This is a genomic window from Streptomyces griseofuscus (assembly GCF_014673495.1).
In the GTDB taxonomy this organism is placed as follows: Bacteria; Actinomycetota; Actinomycetes; order Streptomycetales; family Streptomycetaceae; genus Streptomyces; species Streptomyces murinus.
This window is the reverse complement of record NZ_CP051006.1, coordinates 5,228,522-5,242,848: the sequence shown is the minus strand read 5'-3', so window position 1 is coordinate 5,242,848 and position 14,327 is coordinate 5,228,522. Positions and strand designations below refer to the sequence as shown.

At 73.4% G+C, this 14,327-nt stretch carries 12 protein-coding genes; 7 read left to right on the top strand and 5 right to left on the bottom strand.

What is annotated here, in order from left to right; all coding sequences use genetic code 11:
• Positions 1 to 236 precede the first annotated feature (236 nt).
• Positions 237 to 692: a metallopeptidase family protein gene (locus HEP81_RS23760; RefSeq protein ID WP_078967597.1), complete on the top strand. Its 456-nt coding sequence runs from the start codon at positions 237 to 239 to the stop codon at positions 690 to 692.
• A gap of 104 nt (positions 693 to 796) precedes the next feature.
• Here the strand turns inward: HEP81_RS23760 and HEP81_RS23755 are convergent, their stop codons facing one another.
• A complete protein-coding gene (locus HEP81_RS23755) occupies positions 797 to 1,189 on the bottom strand; it encodes a nuclear transport factor 2 family protein (protein ID WP_037660846.1) in 393 nt (130 codons plus the stop codon).
• 98 nt (positions 1,190 to 1,287) lie between these two features.
• Between HEP81_RS23755 and HEP81_RS23750 the strand changes: the two genes are divergently transcribed.
• Positions 1,288 to 1,746, top strand: coding sequence for a MarR family winged helix-turn-helix transcriptional regulator (locus HEP81_RS23750; protein ID WP_037660852.1), 459 nt, complete (start codon positions 1,288 to 1,290; stop codon positions 1,744 to 1,746).
• Positions 1,747 to 1,840: 94 nt separating this feature from the next.
• On the opposite strand, the gene HEP81_RS23745 is transcribed toward HEP81_RS23750, so the two are convergent.
• The 3 genes from HEP81_RS23745 to HEP81_RS23735 form a co-directional block, all read right to left on the bottom strand.
• On the bottom strand, positions 1,841 to 3,349 hold the full coding sequence (locus HEP81_RS23745; protein WP_037660854.1) for a DUF5719 family protein: 1,509 nt from the start codon (positions 3,347 to 3,349) through the stop codon (positions 1,841 to 1,843).
• On the bottom strand, positions 3,346 to 7,065 hold the full coding sequence (locus HEP81_RS23740; protein ID WP_037660856.1) for a glycosyltransferase family 2 protein: 3,720 nt from the start codon (positions 7,063 to 7,065) through the stop codon (positions 3,346 to 3,348). Before HEP81_RS23740 ends, HEP81_RS23745 begins: the two co-directional genes overlap by 4 nt.
• Before the next feature lie 224 nt (positions 7,066 to 7,289).
• The gene (locus HEP81_RS23735) at positions 7,290 to 7,553 is read right to left on the bottom strand and encodes a WhiB family transcriptional regulator (RefSeq protein WP_003975777.1); all 264 of its coding nucleotides are present in this window, start codon (positions 7,551 to 7,553) and stop codon (positions 7,290 to 7,292) included.
• 621 nt (positions 7,554 to 8,174) lie between these two features.
• Here HEP81_RS23735 and HEP81_RS23730 point away from each other — a divergent pair.
• The 4 genes from HEP81_RS23730 to HEP81_RS23715 all read left to right on the top strand — a co-directional run bounded on the left by HEP81_RS23730 (position 8,175) and on the right by HEP81_RS23715 (position 12,187).
• The gene (locus HEP81_RS23730) at positions 8,175 to 8,693 is read left to right on the top strand and encodes a cysteine dioxygenase (protein ID WP_037660858.1); all 519 of its coding nucleotides are present in this window, start codon (positions 8,175 to 8,177) and stop codon (positions 8,691 to 8,693) included.
• A 34-nt stretch (positions 8,694 to 8,727) separates the two neighbouring features.
• Entirely contained in the window at positions 8,728 to 9,687 is a 960-nt protein-coding gene (cofD, locus tag HEP81_RS23725) for a 2-phospho-L-lactate transferase (protein ID WP_037660860.1), read from the top strand.
• Positions 9,684 to 11,006: a coenzyme F420-0:L-glutamate ligase gene (locus tag HEP81_RS23720; RefSeq protein WP_037660863.1), complete on the top strand. Its 1,323-nt coding sequence runs from the start codon at positions 9,684 to 9,686 to the stop codon at positions 11,004 to 11,006. The genes cofD and HEP81_RS23720 overlap by 4 nt, the downstream gene beginning before the upstream one ends.
• A 152-nt stretch (positions 11,007 to 11,158) precedes the next feature.
• Complete coding sequence (locus tag HEP81_RS23715) at positions 11,159 to 12,187, top strand: DNA-3-methyladenine glycosylase family protein (RefSeq protein ID WP_172636947.1); 1,029 nt, start codon at positions 11,159 to 11,161, stop codon at positions 12,185 to 12,187.
• 86 nt (positions 12,188 to 12,273) lie between these two features.
• Here the strand turns inward: HEP81_RS23715 and manB are convergent, their stop codons facing one another.
• Positions 12,274 to 13,356, bottom strand: a complete 1,083-nt coding sequence (manB, locus tag HEP81_RS23710) for a mannose-1-phosphate guanylyltransferase (protein ID WP_037660869.1) — start codon at positions 13,354 to 13,356, stop codon at positions 12,274 to 12,276.
• Between the two features lie 183 nt (positions 13,357 to 13,539).
• Here manB and HEP81_RS23705 point away from each other — a divergent pair, with 183 nt between their 5' ends.
• Positions 13,540 to 14,286 (top strand): TIGR03089 family protein, encoded by a 747-nt coding sequence (locus HEP81_RS23705; RefSeq protein ID WP_037660870.1) that lies wholly within the window; start codon positions 13,540 to 13,542, stop codon positions 14,284 to 14,286.
• The last annotated feature ends 41 nt before the right edge of the window (positions 14,287 to 14,327 follow it).

Sequence of the window (14,327 nt, the reverse complement as noted above, 5' to 3'; positions counted from 1 at the left end):
TGTTGAGCTGCGCGGAGGGGAGCTGCGGGGCGTCCGGGAAGGACTGTTTCCGGTCATGAGTCAGTACAAAAACGGTCAATTGCCTTGAGTTTCCGGGACTTGAGGGATTCGTGGGAAGTTGCCGAAAAGAGTCGGCCCTTGGCCGGAACGGTCGTCCCGCGACAGGAATTCACCGGTGGCCGGTTGGCGCGTGCGGCCGGGCGGGCCCGGCGGCCGAGGACTACGCTTCACCAGTGATGGACAACCGTGTACCGCCCCGAGCCGCAGGCCCCGGACCCCGTCGCCGTGATCGTCACGGGCGGGGCATGCGGGGGCCGATCGCACCGCCGCAGGTGCCGTTGGCGGCGAGCAGGGCGGAGGTGTTCGCGGATCTCGTGCAGGACTCCGTGGAACGGCTGGAGCGGCGGTGGCCGCAGCTGGCCGAGGTGGAGTTCCTGGTGCTGGAGGTGCCCCGGCTGGAGGGGCAGGAGTCCGTCGCCCTGTGGGGGGACGAGGCGGTGCCGCTCGGTGGGATCATGCCGGCGCGGGAAGGGCGGCGGGCGCGGGTGGTCGTGTACCGGCGCCCGGTGGAGATCCGGTCGAAGGGGCGGGACGAGCGGGCGGCGCTCGTCCATGAGGTGGTCGTGGAGCAGGTCGCGGAGCTGCTCGGACTGACGCCGGAGACGGTGGATCCGCGCTACGGCGAGGAATAGGGCGGCGCCGGGGCCCGTCGAAAGGCCCCCGGCCCGCGAGCCCGGCCTGATCCGGACGATCCGGCCTGAGCCTGCCTGATCCGGCCTGATCCGGACGAGAGGTCCTAGCGGGCGCTGCCCAGGTCGCGGTCCGCGCTGGAGCCCTGGAGCAGCAGGGTGGTCTCCTCGATGCGGCTGAACCGGCCGTCGGCCGCCAGGTCGGCGAAGACATAGACCTCCATCCGCACGGTCATGCCGTCCTTCTTCGTGATGTGGGCGGTGTGCCGGTCGGCGTACCGGTTGCCGTCCTTCAGCTCCTCGTGGACCTCGACGTGCCCGTCGGCGACGAGGGTGCGCAGGTGGGCGATGTGGTCGAGGAACTCGCCACGGTCCGCCCACTCCCCGTCCGTGCGCTGGCGGTACTCCGGGGCGAAGTGGCGGTCGGCGGCCTCCTGAAGGGTCAGCTCCTCGTTGAAGAGCAGGTCGGTCAGGGCGGCTTCGATGCGAGTGCGGGTCACGGCAGGGTCCTCTCAAGGAATCCGAGATGCGTGCGTCGCGCACGCTTCGCCATGACTGTAGCACCAGATGCGTGCGCAGCGCACGCTATTCTTCGGGCATGGAGTCATCGCACACGGAAAACGCAGTCGGGCAGGAGATCGCGGACGCCCTGGGGGTGCTGCTGCGGCGCACCACCCGCACCCGGCTGCACCAGAAGCTGACAGAGGGCATGGGTGAGGCGGTGGACGAGCTGACCTATCCCGTCCTCAGCGCCCTCGCCCGGATCGGCCCCTGTAGCGCGGCCGAGCTGGCACCCGAGGTGGGCCTGGACCGCTCCGGGGTCACGCGCCGGGCCTCCCGGTTGCAGGACGCCGGTCTCGTACGGCGCGAGCCCGATCCCGCCGATCAGCGCGCCCAGTTGCTGGTCCTCACCGAGCCGGGCCTGCGGGCCGTGGCCGAGCTGCGCGAGCGGCTGGCCGCCCACATCATGGCGAGCCTGTCGGCATGGCCCCCGGGGGAGGCCGAGGCCTTCGCCCGGGGGCTGCACCGCTTCACGCAGGAGGGTCCGTTCGCCTGACACGTCGGCCTGACGCGTCGGCCCGACACGTTCGTCCGACGGGCGGACCGGGCGGGTCAGGGGTCGCGGACGCGGTGCCCTGACCGGGCGCCCTCTACTTCTGGAGGATCGAGAGGTCCTCGCTCGTCCTCGGGACCGAGACCAGACCCCTGTCGTTCGGCAGGGTCTGGACGGTGAAGCCGGAGGGGTCGGAGGAGGTGAGGGTGCGGGAGGCGTAGAGGGGGGTGGCGGTGAGGGGTTCGATGGTCAGGGCGTAGGTGCCCTTGGCGCCGGAGGGGACCGGGGCGTCGATGTCCTGGGTGGTGCCGGCCTTGATCGTGTAGGTCTTGGTGACCGCCGTGCCGCCGTCGCTGCCCGCCGAGGCGGTGACCTTGACCTTGGCCGTGGCGGTGGGCGCCGTCAGGGCGAGGGTGGTGTTCTTGGCGCTGTTGTCGGCCGCGGTGGCACGCGCGCCGACGGGGGCGGTGGCCGGGATGAACGCCGTCTCCTGGTTCGCGCCCTTGCCCCGGACCACCCGCAGCGCGGCGACGACCGGCACCGACTGGTCGGTGGGGGTCAGGACCAGGGAACCGGCCTCGCCGCGGGTGAGCGGGCCGAGGTCGGCCGAGGTGGTCATGCCGGACTTGACGTGCAGTTCCTCATTGCCCGCCGGGGTGATCAGACCGTCGGGCGAGGCGAGGCGGATCTTGAGGTCCGCGTCCGCGTCGCCGGGTGTGAAGGCGATCAGGCGGACGTCGGTGGCGTCCTTGGGGATACCGGGCAGCACCAGGCTGCCGGCCGGGTCGGCGGCCGCGGCCAGCCAGTCGCCGCCCGACTTGTCGTCCAGCGCCTGCACCGTCGCGCCGACCCGCCCGCTGCGCACGCTGACATGCACGGTCAGGTCGTCCTGCCGCTCGTCGGTCAGCGTGGACAGCAGGATCGGCTCGCTGCTGTGCGGTTTGACCGTGAGGTTCTCCCCCAGCGGCGACTTGATCGCGCCGTTCTTGCCGTACAGCTCGACATCCACGACGGCGGCGGAGTCGTCCGGGTTGGTCAGATGCACGTAGTCGGTGCGGCTCGCGGCGGTGCTGGCGCCCGGGAACCAGAACTCGGTGTCCGCGGGCGTGCAGGTGACGCCCTGGAGGCCGCGGCCGGTGCCGGCGGCGATCTCGGTGGTCTCCTGGACGGTCCAGCCGGGCGCGAACTTCCCGTCCGCGGTGCCGATCAGCGCGGGCGTGTCGGCGCCGGAGGTGTCGCCGGTGACCGGGGTGCCGGGCGCCTTCGGGGTGAGCGCCGGCAGGTCGGCGGTCGACTTCTTGCCGCTCTTGCCCTTCCCCTTGCTCGGCTGGGTGCCGTCCGCCGACTGCTCGGGGGCGGCCTGGAGTTGGGCCTTGCCGCTGCTCGGGGCGCCCTGGGTGACGGGCGTGAACGAGGTGTACGTCGTGTCCGCGATGTCCGACACGCTGGGCGCCGGGCACAGCAGACCGGTGCGCTGCACGGGCAGTTGGGCGGCGGCGCCCGGTGCGGGCGTGCCGGACGCGGACGGGGTGGCCAGCGCGGCGACCGCGGTGACGGCGGCCAGCGCGGTGGTGCCGGCGATCAAGGACAGGGTGGTGCGGTTCACTGCTGGCTCCCGTCGGGGCGCTCGCTGCCGGTGCCATGGGGCGGCTGGGCGGGGTCGTAGCCCTGCTGGGCGGGGTCGTACGCCGGGTCGTAGACCTGCTGCTGGTACGCCGCCGGGTCGTACGGCTGCTGGTGCTGCTCGGTGCTGCCGTAGGCGTACGGGTCGTACGGAGCCGTGCCGTAGGGGTCGCCCTGGTACGCCTGCTGGTCGTAGCCGCCCTGGTAGGGGTCGTTGCCGTAGCCGGGGTACGGGGTGTTCGCGTAGGGGGTGGCGTACGACTCGTCGTAGGAGGGGTCGTACGGCTGCTGGTGCGGGATCTGCGGCTCGGCCGGGGGCGCCTCCGGGGCCTCCCCTACGGGCGTCTCCGCGGCGGACTCCTCCTCGGCCTGGGCGCGCAGGCGGCGGGCGCGGCGGCCCTCGCCCGTGGGGATCTCCGCGGGCAGCGGCTCCTCCTCGGGGAGGTCGTCGTCCACGTCACGGCGGCGGCCCGGCAGGGCGAGGACGACCAGGACGACGGCGAGCGCGCCCTGGGCGAACAGCCAGGCGGTGTGGGTGAGCGGCGCGTCGTAGGTGACGTCCAACCGGCCGCCGCTGGACGGGAGTCGGAAGCCCTGGGCCCAGCCGTCGACGGTGGTGCGGGTGAGCGGTTTGCCGTCGAGGGTGGCGGTCCAGCCGGGGGCGGCGCTGTCGGCGAGACGCAGCACGCGGCCGTCGGAGCCGGACGGGACGGTGGTGTGGATGTCCACCGGCCCGGCCTCGACCGGCCGGGTGCTGCCGGAGTCGACGGAGTCGGAGGCGCCGGCGGGCAGGATGACCGCGCGGGAGACCTCCTGGTCGACGCGCCACAGGGCGTTGCCGTTCTGCTGGCTGAGCCGGGCGAGGCCGGGGGTGGCGTCGAGGACGCGGGTGATGTCGCGGGGGGCGCCCTTGTGGACGAGGACGTAGCGCACGGCGAAGCCGCCGAGTTCGTCGGCCTGGTCGGCGCCGGAGCCGGCGACCAGGTTGGCGACGACCTTGTCCAGGCGGGCGTTCTGGCCGTCGGTGGCGGCGAATTCGGCGTCTCCCATGCGGGCGCCGGCGCCGCGCACCAGGGTGTAGCCGACGTGCGCGGTGGAGTCGCTGTCCAGGACGAGGGTGCGGGCCCGGTCGCCGGTGGTGGAGTCCTCGGCGACGAACGCGGGCACCTGGGCCGGGTCGCGGCGCTGCACGGGGCCGTCGGCGCCGCGGAACATCCAGGCGCCGGCGAGCAGCAGCGGGCCCACGGCCGCGGTGAGCGCGATCAGGGCGGCCACCGGCTGGCGCCAGCCGAAGCTCTGCTCGGCCACGCGCGCGCGGGCGCCGTCGGCGCCGAGGGCGGCGGCGGCCAGCAGGGCGATGCCGTAGACGAGGGTGGCCGGTCCGGCCCAGGCGGACCGGTTGGCGAGGACCGCGAGGACGAGGCCGATCAGGGCGACGACCCAGGCGGTGCGGATGCCCAACCGCCGCTCGGAGCGCAGCAGGGCGGCGAGGGCGGCGAGCACGATGCCGAGCAGCAGCAGACCGCTCGTGGTGCCGGGGCCGCCGGGGCTGGCGCCGAGCAGGTCGAGCGCGGAGGCGGACGAGGCGCCGTAGGCCAGGCCCGCTTCCTTGAAGAAGCCGGTCGGCAGCAGGGTCAGCGACCAGGGGGCGAGGAGCAGCAGCGGGGTGCCGAGCTGCACGAGCAGGCGCAGGCCGTGGGCGATCAGGTCCGCGCGGCGCAGCACGAGCACGCCGAGGCCGAGGATCAGCGCGAGGGGCCAGACGATCGGGGTGAAGGCGGTGGTGATGGTCAGCAGCAGTGCGTACGCCCAGGTGGCGCGCCAGCTGCCGGGGGCACCGGTGCGGCTGGTGAGGCCGCTCGCGGCGACACCCGCGCGGGCGATCAGCGGCAGCAGTACGGCGAGTACGGCGGTGCCGATGCGGCCGCCGGCCAGGGCGCCGGTGGTGGCGGGCAGGAAGGCGTAGGCGATGGCCGCCCAGGCGCGCAGCAGCCGGGAGGTGACCAGGGGCCGGGAGGCGAAGTAGGCGGTGCATCCGGCGAGTGGCACCGAGCAGACCAGCAGCACGGTGACGGCGACTCCGGCGGAGCCGAACAGCAGGGTGGCCAGGGTGGCGACGAGGGCGAGGTAGGGCGGTGCGGCGGGGGTGCCGCCGGTGCCGACCGGGTGCCAGACGTCCGCGAAGCGGGACCACAGTTCGCCCGCGCTCGCCGGGGCGGGCAGCAGGGCACCGCCGCCGAGCGCGCCGCCGGAGAGCAGGGCGCGGCAGGCGACCAGGGAGATGACCAGCAGGGCGAGGAAGAGCACCGGGCCGGGCCTGCGGGCGATCCGCTTGAGGCGGACGAACTGCTCGACCTCCAGGAAGTCGGCGTCGTCGCCGCCGGGCCCGGACTCCACGGCGCCGCCGTGCCGGCCGGCCGAGGTGGTGTCGGTGTCGGAGCCGCTGGTGAAGTTGCCCGCGAACTGCTCCACGGTGGCGCGGATGGTGGCGCCGGGCGGGGGGAAGAGGGGGCGCAGTTCGTCCTTGCCGATCTGCGGGGTGCCGCGGCGGCGCCGGGCGGCGATGATCCGCTCGGGCCGCAGCAGGGTGCCCAGCAGGCCGCGGATCTCGTCGACGGCCTGGCCCGGGACCTTGCCGACCAGATAGGCGACGGTGCGCAGCAGGGTGCCGAGGACGAGCCGCAGCAGCACCCAGGGCAGCGCGGCGGTACGGGTGTTGGCGAGCAGGGTGTGGACGGCGCCGGCCTTGTCGACCTTGTGCGGGGAGGCGGCGGTGCGGCCCACGCAGTCCACGGCGCGGCGCTCGCGGGAGGCGGCCTCGGCGTGTCGTACGACCGCGTCGGGGGCGATCAGGACGCGGTGGCCGGCGAGGTGGGCGCGCCAGCACAGGTCCACGTCGTCGCGCATCAGGGGCAGCCGGCGGTCGAAGCCGCCGAGCTGTTCGAAGACGTCGCGGCGGATCAGCATGCCGGCGGTGGAGACGGACAGCACGGTGCGGACGTGGTCGTGCTGGCCCTGGTCCTGCTCGCGGCGGTCCAGACCGGTCCAGCGGCGGCCGGAGTTGGCGATGGAGACGCCGACCTCCAGCAACTGCCTGCGGTCGTACCAGCCGCGGAGTTTGGGGCCGACGATCGCCACGTCGTCGCGGCCCAGTTCGAGTTCGTTCTCGACGACCCGGAGCAGCTGGGCGAGGGCGTCGGGTTCGGGGGCGCAGTCGTCGTGCAGCAGCCAGAGCCACTGGACCGGTTCGCCGTAGGGCAGTTCGGGGAGGTCGTAGGCGTCGTCGCGCCAGGTGCGGGTGGCCGGGTCCCAGCCGCTGGGGCGCTTGAGGTAGGGCAGCTCGTCCGGGGTGAGGACGGGGACGGTGCGGCTCGCCTCCTCGACGGCCTGGCCGAAGCCGGTGCGGCGGGCGAGGTGCAGCACGCCCGCGTCACCGAGGGCTTCGCCGAGCAACTGGGCGGAGTTGTCCGCGCTGCCGGTGTCGGCGGCCACCGCGTGCTGGACGGGGCGTTCCTGGCCGAGCAGCCCGGCGAGCGCGTCGGGCAGCCAGCGCGCGCCGTCGTGGGAGACGAGGACGGCGGTGACGACATGACGCGGAAACTCGGGCGGGCGGGCCGGGTCGAACGCCGCCTGGCGGGCTGGGTCGAACGCTGCTGCGGCGGCCGGGTCTTGGGCTGCCGTATGGCTGTGCACGGACATCGAGGTACGGGCCCCGGTTCGCTGGACTGCGGTGGACACCTGCGGTCCCCGGGCCTCGATGGGCTCGCGGGGACAGCGGGTCGTCTCGGACGAGCGACCACACTATCGGCTGCCCACGACCACGGCCCGCCGCCTGTGGATAACCCACGGGCCACGGGCCGTTCGTGATGTTTTCGCGGATATGGCGCGGGTATGTACCGGGTGCCCGCGGCGCCGGCTCGCGGTCAGACGGCGGCCTTCTTCAGACGGCGGCGCTCCCGCTCGGACAGACCGCCCCAGATGCCGAAGCGCTCGTCGTTGGCGAGGGCGTACTCAAGGCATTCGGAGCGGACCTCGCAGGCGAGGCAGACCTTCTTCGCCTCTCTGGTGGAGCCGCCCTTCTCGGGGAAGAAGGACTCGGGGTCGGTCTGGGCGCACAGCGCGCGCTCCTGCCAGCCGAGTTCCTCGTCCGCGTCGTCGACCAGCAGTTGCTGCACCAGCTCGGTCATGTGCGCCCCTCGTCTGTCTTTCGCGTCCCCGTGCGTACGCCGTTACCGATTTCGGCTGAACGACACGAGTGAAATTACAAGTGTGCTGCTCCGGGCGAGTCAAGCCGAGATCTGCTATTGAGCCCGTTATTCACTCTGCGGAACCAAGGCCATGCGGAAAGTGTTCAAATCGGCATAAAGCACGACACCCATCCGCTCCATGAAGGAAGACGTCCTGACGTTCGATCGCGTTGCACCGCTCGTCGCGCGCTCGGATGTGCCCCATGTGTCCCGGTCCCCCGAGCTGCAAACCTCCTGCTCGGCAGATGACCCGGATGGGGTGAAATGTGTCCCACATGGCGGTCATCGAGTTGACAGCGCTGGTGTGAACCGTTGTCCTAGGGGGCATGCTCGCGAACTCGGTACCCACCTCGACCCGCACCGCCGGGTCCCACGGTGCTGCCCGGGCCCGCTGTAGCTGTTGTCGCTGTTCCAGCTGTTGAGCCGGCCTCTTCCTCTTTCTTTCGGGTCTCCGCTCCGGCTGTCGCCGACGCCTCGTCCTTCCGCGGCTCGGTCGTCCTTCCTTCGCAGCCCCCTCCGCCGGGCTTCCGCTCTTCTCCGCCGAGGAACCAGCACACCCCCATGAACAGCGACAACGACCTCCAGATCGCCGGTGACCTGCTTGAGGTCCCGCACCTGCTCCAGCCGCCGCGCGAGCACCCGGCCACCGTCGCCGAGTTCGCCGGCCTGGCCCGCGCCATCGCCGCCGACCGCGCCCAGTGGGCGGACCTCGTGCGCTACGACGCCACGACCCGCTGGTACCACCGGCTGCGCACCGGCCCCGGTTACGAGGTCTGGCTGCTGTCCTGGGTGCCGGGGCAGGGCACCGGGCGGCACGATCACGGCCGCTCCTCCGGTGTCCTCACCGTCCTGGAGGGCTCGCTCACCGAGCACACCCGTCGCGGCGCCAGGACGCTCACGCCCGGCGCGCAGCACGTGTTCGCGCCGGGGTACGTCCACGAGGTCGTCAACGACGCGCTGGAACCGGCGGTCAGCCTGCACATTTACTACCCGGGTCTTACCGAGATGCCCATGTACCCCGCGGCGCACGCCGGGGCTCACGCCTCCCCCTCCTGCGCGGCGCGTCCGGTGACTGCCTGACGCGTTGTCGGACCCTCCTGCAAGACTGGTTCCCATGCGCATTGTGGTTCTGGCAGGCGGTATCGGTGGTGCTCGGTTCCTGCGTGGTCTCAGGCAGGCCGCGCCGGACGCGGACGTCACGGTGATCGGCAACACCGGCGACGACATCCACCTCTTCGGGCTGAAGGTCTGCCCGGACCTCGACACGGTGATGTACACGCTGGGCGGCGGCATCAACGAGGAGCAGGGCTGGGGGCGGTCCGAGGAGACCTTCCATCTCAAGGAGGAACTGGCGGCCTACGGGGTCGGCCCCGAGTGGTTCGGGCTCGGCGACCGGGACTTCGCCACGCACATCGTGCGGACGCAGATGCTCGGCGCGGGCTATCCGCTGAGCGCGGTCACCGCGGCGCTGTGCGACCGGTGGAAGCCGGGCGTGAAGCTGATCCCGATGACCGACGACCGGGTGGAGACGCATGTGGCCGTCGAGGTCGACGGCGAGCGCAAGGCGGTCCACTTCCAGGAGTACTGGGTGCGGATGCGGGCCGGGGTGCCCGCCGAGGCCGTGGTCCCGGTCGGCGCCGAGCACTCCAAGCCGGCCCCCGGCGTCCTGGAGGCGATCGCCGAGGCGGACGTCATCCTCTTCCCGCCGTCCAACCCGGTCGTGTCCATCGGCACGATCCTCGCGGTCCCCGGCATCAGGGAGGCCATCGCGGACGCGGGCGTGCCCGTGGTCGGCCTGTCCCCCATCGTCGGCGACGCACCGGTGCGCGGGATGGCCGACAAGGTGCTCGCCGCGGTCGGTGTGGAGTCCACGGCCGCCGCGGTCGCCGAGCACTACGGCTCCGGCCTGCTGGACGGCTGGCTGGTCGACACCGTGGACGCGGCGGTGGTCGAGCGCGTGGAGGCCGACGGCATCCGCTGCCGTGCCGTACCGCTGATGATGACCGACGTGGCCGCGACCGCGCAGATGGCGCGGGAGGCGCTGACGCTGGCCGAGGAGGTGCGGGGCGCGTGAGTGCGGACCGCGCGGAGGCTCCCGCGTTCCAGGTCTGGGCGCCGGCCGGGCTGCCCGAGGTGCAGCGGGGCGACGACCTCGCCAAGCTGATCGCCGTCGCCGAGCCCGGCCTGGCCGACGGGGACGTGGTGGTCGTCACCTCCAAGATCGTGTCCAAGGCGGAGGGCCGGATCGTCCGGGCCACCGACCGGGAGGCCGCGATCGACGCGGAGGCGGTGCGTGTGGTGGCCCGCCGGGGCACCCTGCGGATCGTGGAGAACCGGCAGGGCCTGGTCATGGCCGCGGCCGGGGTCGACGCCTCCAACACCCCTGCCGGGACCGTGCTGTTGCTGCCCGAGGACCCGGACGCGTCCGCCCGGGCGATCCGCGACGGCCTGCGGGATGTCCTCGGGGTCGAGGTCGGGGTCATCGTCAGTGACACCTTCGGGCGACCCTGGCGCGCGGGGCTCACGGATGTGGCGATCGGCGCCGCCGGGGTGCGGGTGCTGGACGATCTGCGCGGGGGCACGGACGCGCACGGCAATCCGCTCAGCGCCACCGTGGTGGCCACGGCCGATGAGCTGGCCGCCGCCGGTGACCTGGTCAAGGGCAAGGCCGAGGGGCGGCCGGTCGCGGTGGTGCGGGGCCTGTCCCGGGTGGTGGAACAGGCCGGTGAGGCGGGCGCGGGCGCGCGGGCGCTGGTGCGCGCCGCGGCCGACGACATGTTCCGCCTTGGCACCTCCGAGGCGGTCCGCGAGGCCGTGACCCTCAGGCGCACCGTAAGGGCGTTCACCGAGGATCCGGTGGACCCGGGTGCGGTACGGCGGGCGGTGGCGGCAGCCGTGACGGCGCCCGCCCCGCACCACACCACGCCCTGGCGGTTCGTGCTGCTGGAGACCGCCGAGTCGCGGAACGAACTGCTGGACGCGATGCGGGACGCCTGGATCGCCGACCTGCGCCGGGACGGCAAGAGCGAGGAGTCCATCGCCAAGCGGGTCCGGCGCGGCGAGGTGCTGCGCGACGCGCCCTACCTCGCGGTGCCGTGCCTCGTCATGGACGGCTCGCACCACTACGGGGACGCGCGGCGCGACGGTGCCGAGCGGGAGATGTTCGTCGTCGCCATGGGCGCGGGCGTGCAGAACTTCCTGGTGGCGCTGGCCGGGGAGCGCCTCGGCTCGGCCTGGGTGTCGTCCACGATGTTCTGCCGGGACGTGGTGCGCGAGACGCTCGGGCTGCCCCCGGAGTGGGATCCGATGGGCGCGGTGGCGATCGGGCGTCCGGCCCAGGCGCCGAGGCCTCGGGCGGAGCGGGACGCGGAGGCGTTCATCGAGGTGCGGTGAGACGGGAGCGGGACCCGGTCCCGCCTAGGGTCTTTCGTTTGGATCAGGCCGGATCAGGGCCCGCGAGCGCGGCATGATCCAAACGAGAGGCCCTAGTCTCGAAGGACGGCACCGCGGCATCCGGCCGCACCGGCGACCCGAGGATCTGATCCGTGGCAGGACGTTTCGTTCAGCGGCCCACGCGTACGGCTGTGCGCGGCGGGCAGGCCGGCGTGTCCGCGGGCGGTACAGGTGGGGGTGGGATACCGCGGCAGGTCGCGGCGGCCGCGCGGGTGCGGCGTTGGGTGCCCGAGGGGCCGCTCGATCTCGGTCTGGTGCTCGGGCCGCTGCGGCGCGGGCCCGCCGATCCGACGTTCCGGGCCACGGCGGACGGGTCCGTGTGGCGGGCGTGCCGCACCCCGGCCGGGCCCGGCACGCTGCGCGTACGGGCGTACGGCGGCGAGGTGCTGGGCGAGGCGTGGGGGCCGGGGGCCGAGTGGCTGCTCGACGGTCTGCCCGCGCTGCTCGGGGCGGCCGACGATCCGGAGGCGTTCGTGCCCCGGCACCGGGTCGTGGCGCTGGCGCGGCATCGGCGACCGGGATTGCGGCTCACACGGACCGGGCTGGTCCTGGAGTCGTTGATCCCGTCGGTGCTGGAGCAGAAGGTCACCACGGACGAGGCGTACCGGGCGTGGCGGCTGCTGGTACGGCGGTTCGGGGAGCCCGCGCCGGGTCCCGCGGGGTTCGGTGAGCGGCCGATGTTCGTCATGCCCGCGGCCCGGGCCTGGGCGCTGATTCCCTCCTGGGAGTGGCATAGGGCCGGGGTCGACGACAAGCGCGCGTCCACGATTCTGCGGGCGGTCCGGGTGGCCGCGCGGATGGAACAGGCCGTGGGGATGCCGCCCGGGGAGGCCCGGGCGCGGCTGGAGGTCGTGCCGGGGGTGGGGGTGTGGACGTCGGCCGAGGTGGTGCAGCGCAGCCATGGGGCGGCGGACGAGGTGACGGTCGGGGATCTGCATCTGCCGGGGATCGTGGGGTGGGCACTGGCGGGCGACCGGCACGCGGACGACTCCGAGATGCTGCGTCTGCTGGAGCCGTACGCCGGGCAGCGGCACCGTGCCGCCCGGCTGATCCTGTTGAGCGGACTCATCCCTGCCCGGCGGGTTCCGAAGATGCCTCGGGTGGACATCGGGTTGCTCTGAACCCGGGCTGAGGCTGGGGCTGGGCGGGGACGGGTTCGGCTCACCGCGGCAAGCCCCCCTCGCCCCCGGCCCCCCGCACCGCACTCCTACTGGTCGGAAGAGAACCGCACCGCCCCCGCCGGAATACGCGCGTCGCACCACACCCGCGCCCCGTCGCGGAGCTCATTGTCGGGGCCGATCACCGCGCCGTCGCCGATGACCGTGCCGGTGAGGACGGAGCGGGTGCCGACGCGGGCGCGGGTGCCGATGAGGGAGTCGGTGATGACCGCGCCGGGCTCGATGACCGCGCCCGGCAGGATCGTCGAGCCGAAGACCCGCGCGCCTTCCGCGACCAACGCGCCCTCGCCCACCACCGTGCCCCCGGTCAGCTTCGCGTCCGGCGCCACCTGCGCCGTCGGCAGCACCAGCCGGTCACCGCAGCGCCCCGGCACCGCGGGCGACGGCGCGCGCCCGAGCACCAGGTCGGCCGAGCCCCGCACGAACGCCGCCGGGGTGCCGAGGTCCAGCCAGTACGTGGAGTCGACCATGCCCTGAAGGTGCGCCCCGGCCGCGAGCAGCTGGGGAAACGTCTCGCGCTCCACCGACACCGGCCGGCCCGCCGGGATCGTGTCGATGACCGAGCGCCGGAAGACGTACGCCCCCGCGTTGATCTGGTCGGTGACGATCTCCTCGGGCGTCTGCGGCTTCTCCAGGAACGCCAGCACCCGGCCCGTCTCGTCGGTCGGCACCAGGCCGTAGGCCCGCGGGTCGGACACCTTCGTCAGATGCAGCGAGACATCCGCGCCCGTCGACTCGTGGGTGTCGACGAGGGCCCGGATGTCCAGGCCGGTCAGGATGTCGCCGTTGAAGATCAGCACCGGCTCGTCGGGCCCGGAGTGCAGCCGCGAGGCGACATTGCGGATCGCGCCGCCCGTGCCGAGGGGCTCCTCCTCGGTGACGTACTCGAGGTGGAGGCCCAGAGCCGAGCCGTCGCCGAAGTACGGCTCGAAGACCTCGGCCAGATAACTGGTGGCAAGGACGATGTGCTCGACGCCCGCCGCTCTCGCCCGCGCCAACTGGTGGGTGAGGAACGGCACGCCCGCGGCCCTGACCATGGGCTTGGGCGTGTGCACGGTGAGCGGGCGCAGCCGGGTGCCTTTGCCGCCGACCAGGAGGATCGCTTCTGTCACCTGTCGTCTCTGCTTCCTGCCGGGACCGGCCGAACTGGCTCGTTCTACTCGTATCGGCCGGTCAGTGTATGCAGACCGTAGCGACGAAGGCCGTGACGGCCACGCGGTTTGCCGTGAGACGGGTGTGAGATCAGTGAGAGACGCGCCCCCGTCGCGCGCCCTCGCGCGCGTACCCTGTGCCGGGTGAACGCCACCGATCGCACCCCCGCCGACCTGCTGACTTCCGCCCTCGCCGCGGATCCCGGCCGCCCGCTGGTGACCTTCTACGACGATGCCACGGGCGAACGCGTCGAACTCTCGGTCGCCACCTTCGCCAACTGGGTGGCCAAGACCGCGAACCTCCTCCAGGGCGACCTCTCCGTGGAACCCGGCGACCGGGTCGCGCTGCTGCTGCCCGCGCACTGGCAGACGGCGGTGTGGCTGCTGGCCTGCGCCTCGGTGGGCGCGGTCGCGGATGTGGCCGGGGATCCGGCGGCGGCCGATGTGGTGGTCAGCGGGCCGGACACGCTGGAGGCGGCGCGGGCGTGCCGGGGCGAGCGGGTCGCGCTGGCCCTGCGGCCGCTCGGCGGACGGTTCCCGCAGTCGCCGCAGGGGTTCCTCGACTACGCCGTGGAGGTCCCGGGCCAGGGCGACCGGTTCACCTCGCCGTACGGCGGGGAGTCGGCGCTGATCGTGGCCGGCGCGGAGTTCAGCGGGGCCGAGGTCGTACAGAAGGCCCTCGCCGACTCGGCCGAGCTGGACCTGACGGGGCCCGGCTCGCGGCTGCTGTCCGGGTTGCCGTACGACACCTGGGAGGGGCTCAGCGCGGGGTTGTTCGCGCCGCTGGCCAGCGGGGGTTCGGTGGTGCTCTGCCGGAATCTGGAGCGCCTGGACGAGGAGGCGCTGGCGAAGCGGATCGAGAGCGAGAAGGTGACGGCGGTACGGCGGTGAACCCCGCCTGATCCGGCAGGCCCGGCCCCCCTCTTGGAGTA

What these genes read in the sequence shown, in the direction of transcription:
- HEP81_RS23760 (WP_078967597.1), top strand. Translation starts at nt 237, where the DNA reads ATGGACAACCGTGTACCGCCCCGAGCCGCAGGCCCCGGACCCCGTCGC.
- HEP81_RS23750 (WP_037660852.1), top strand. Translation starts at nt 1,288, where the DNA reads ATGGAGTCATCGCACACGGAAAACGCAGTCGGGCAGGAGATCGCGGAC.
- HEP81_RS23740 (WP_037660856.1), bottom strand. Translation starts at nt 7,065, where the DNA reads ATGTCCGTGCACAGCCATACGGCAGCCCAAGACCCGGCCGCCGCAGCA.
- HEP81_RS23735 (WP_003975777.1), bottom strand. Translation starts at nt 7,553, where the DNA reads ATGACCGAGCTGGTGCAGCAACTGCTGGTCGACGACGCGGACGAGGAA.
- HEP81_RS23730 (WP_037660858.1), top strand. Translation starts at nt 8,175, where the DNA reads ATGAACAGCGACAACGACCTCCAGATCGCCGGTGACCTGCTTGAGGTC.
- cofD (WP_037660860.1), top strand. Translation starts at nt 8,728, where the DNA reads ATGCGCATTGTGGTTCTGGCAGGCGGTATCGGTGGTGCTCGGTTCCTG.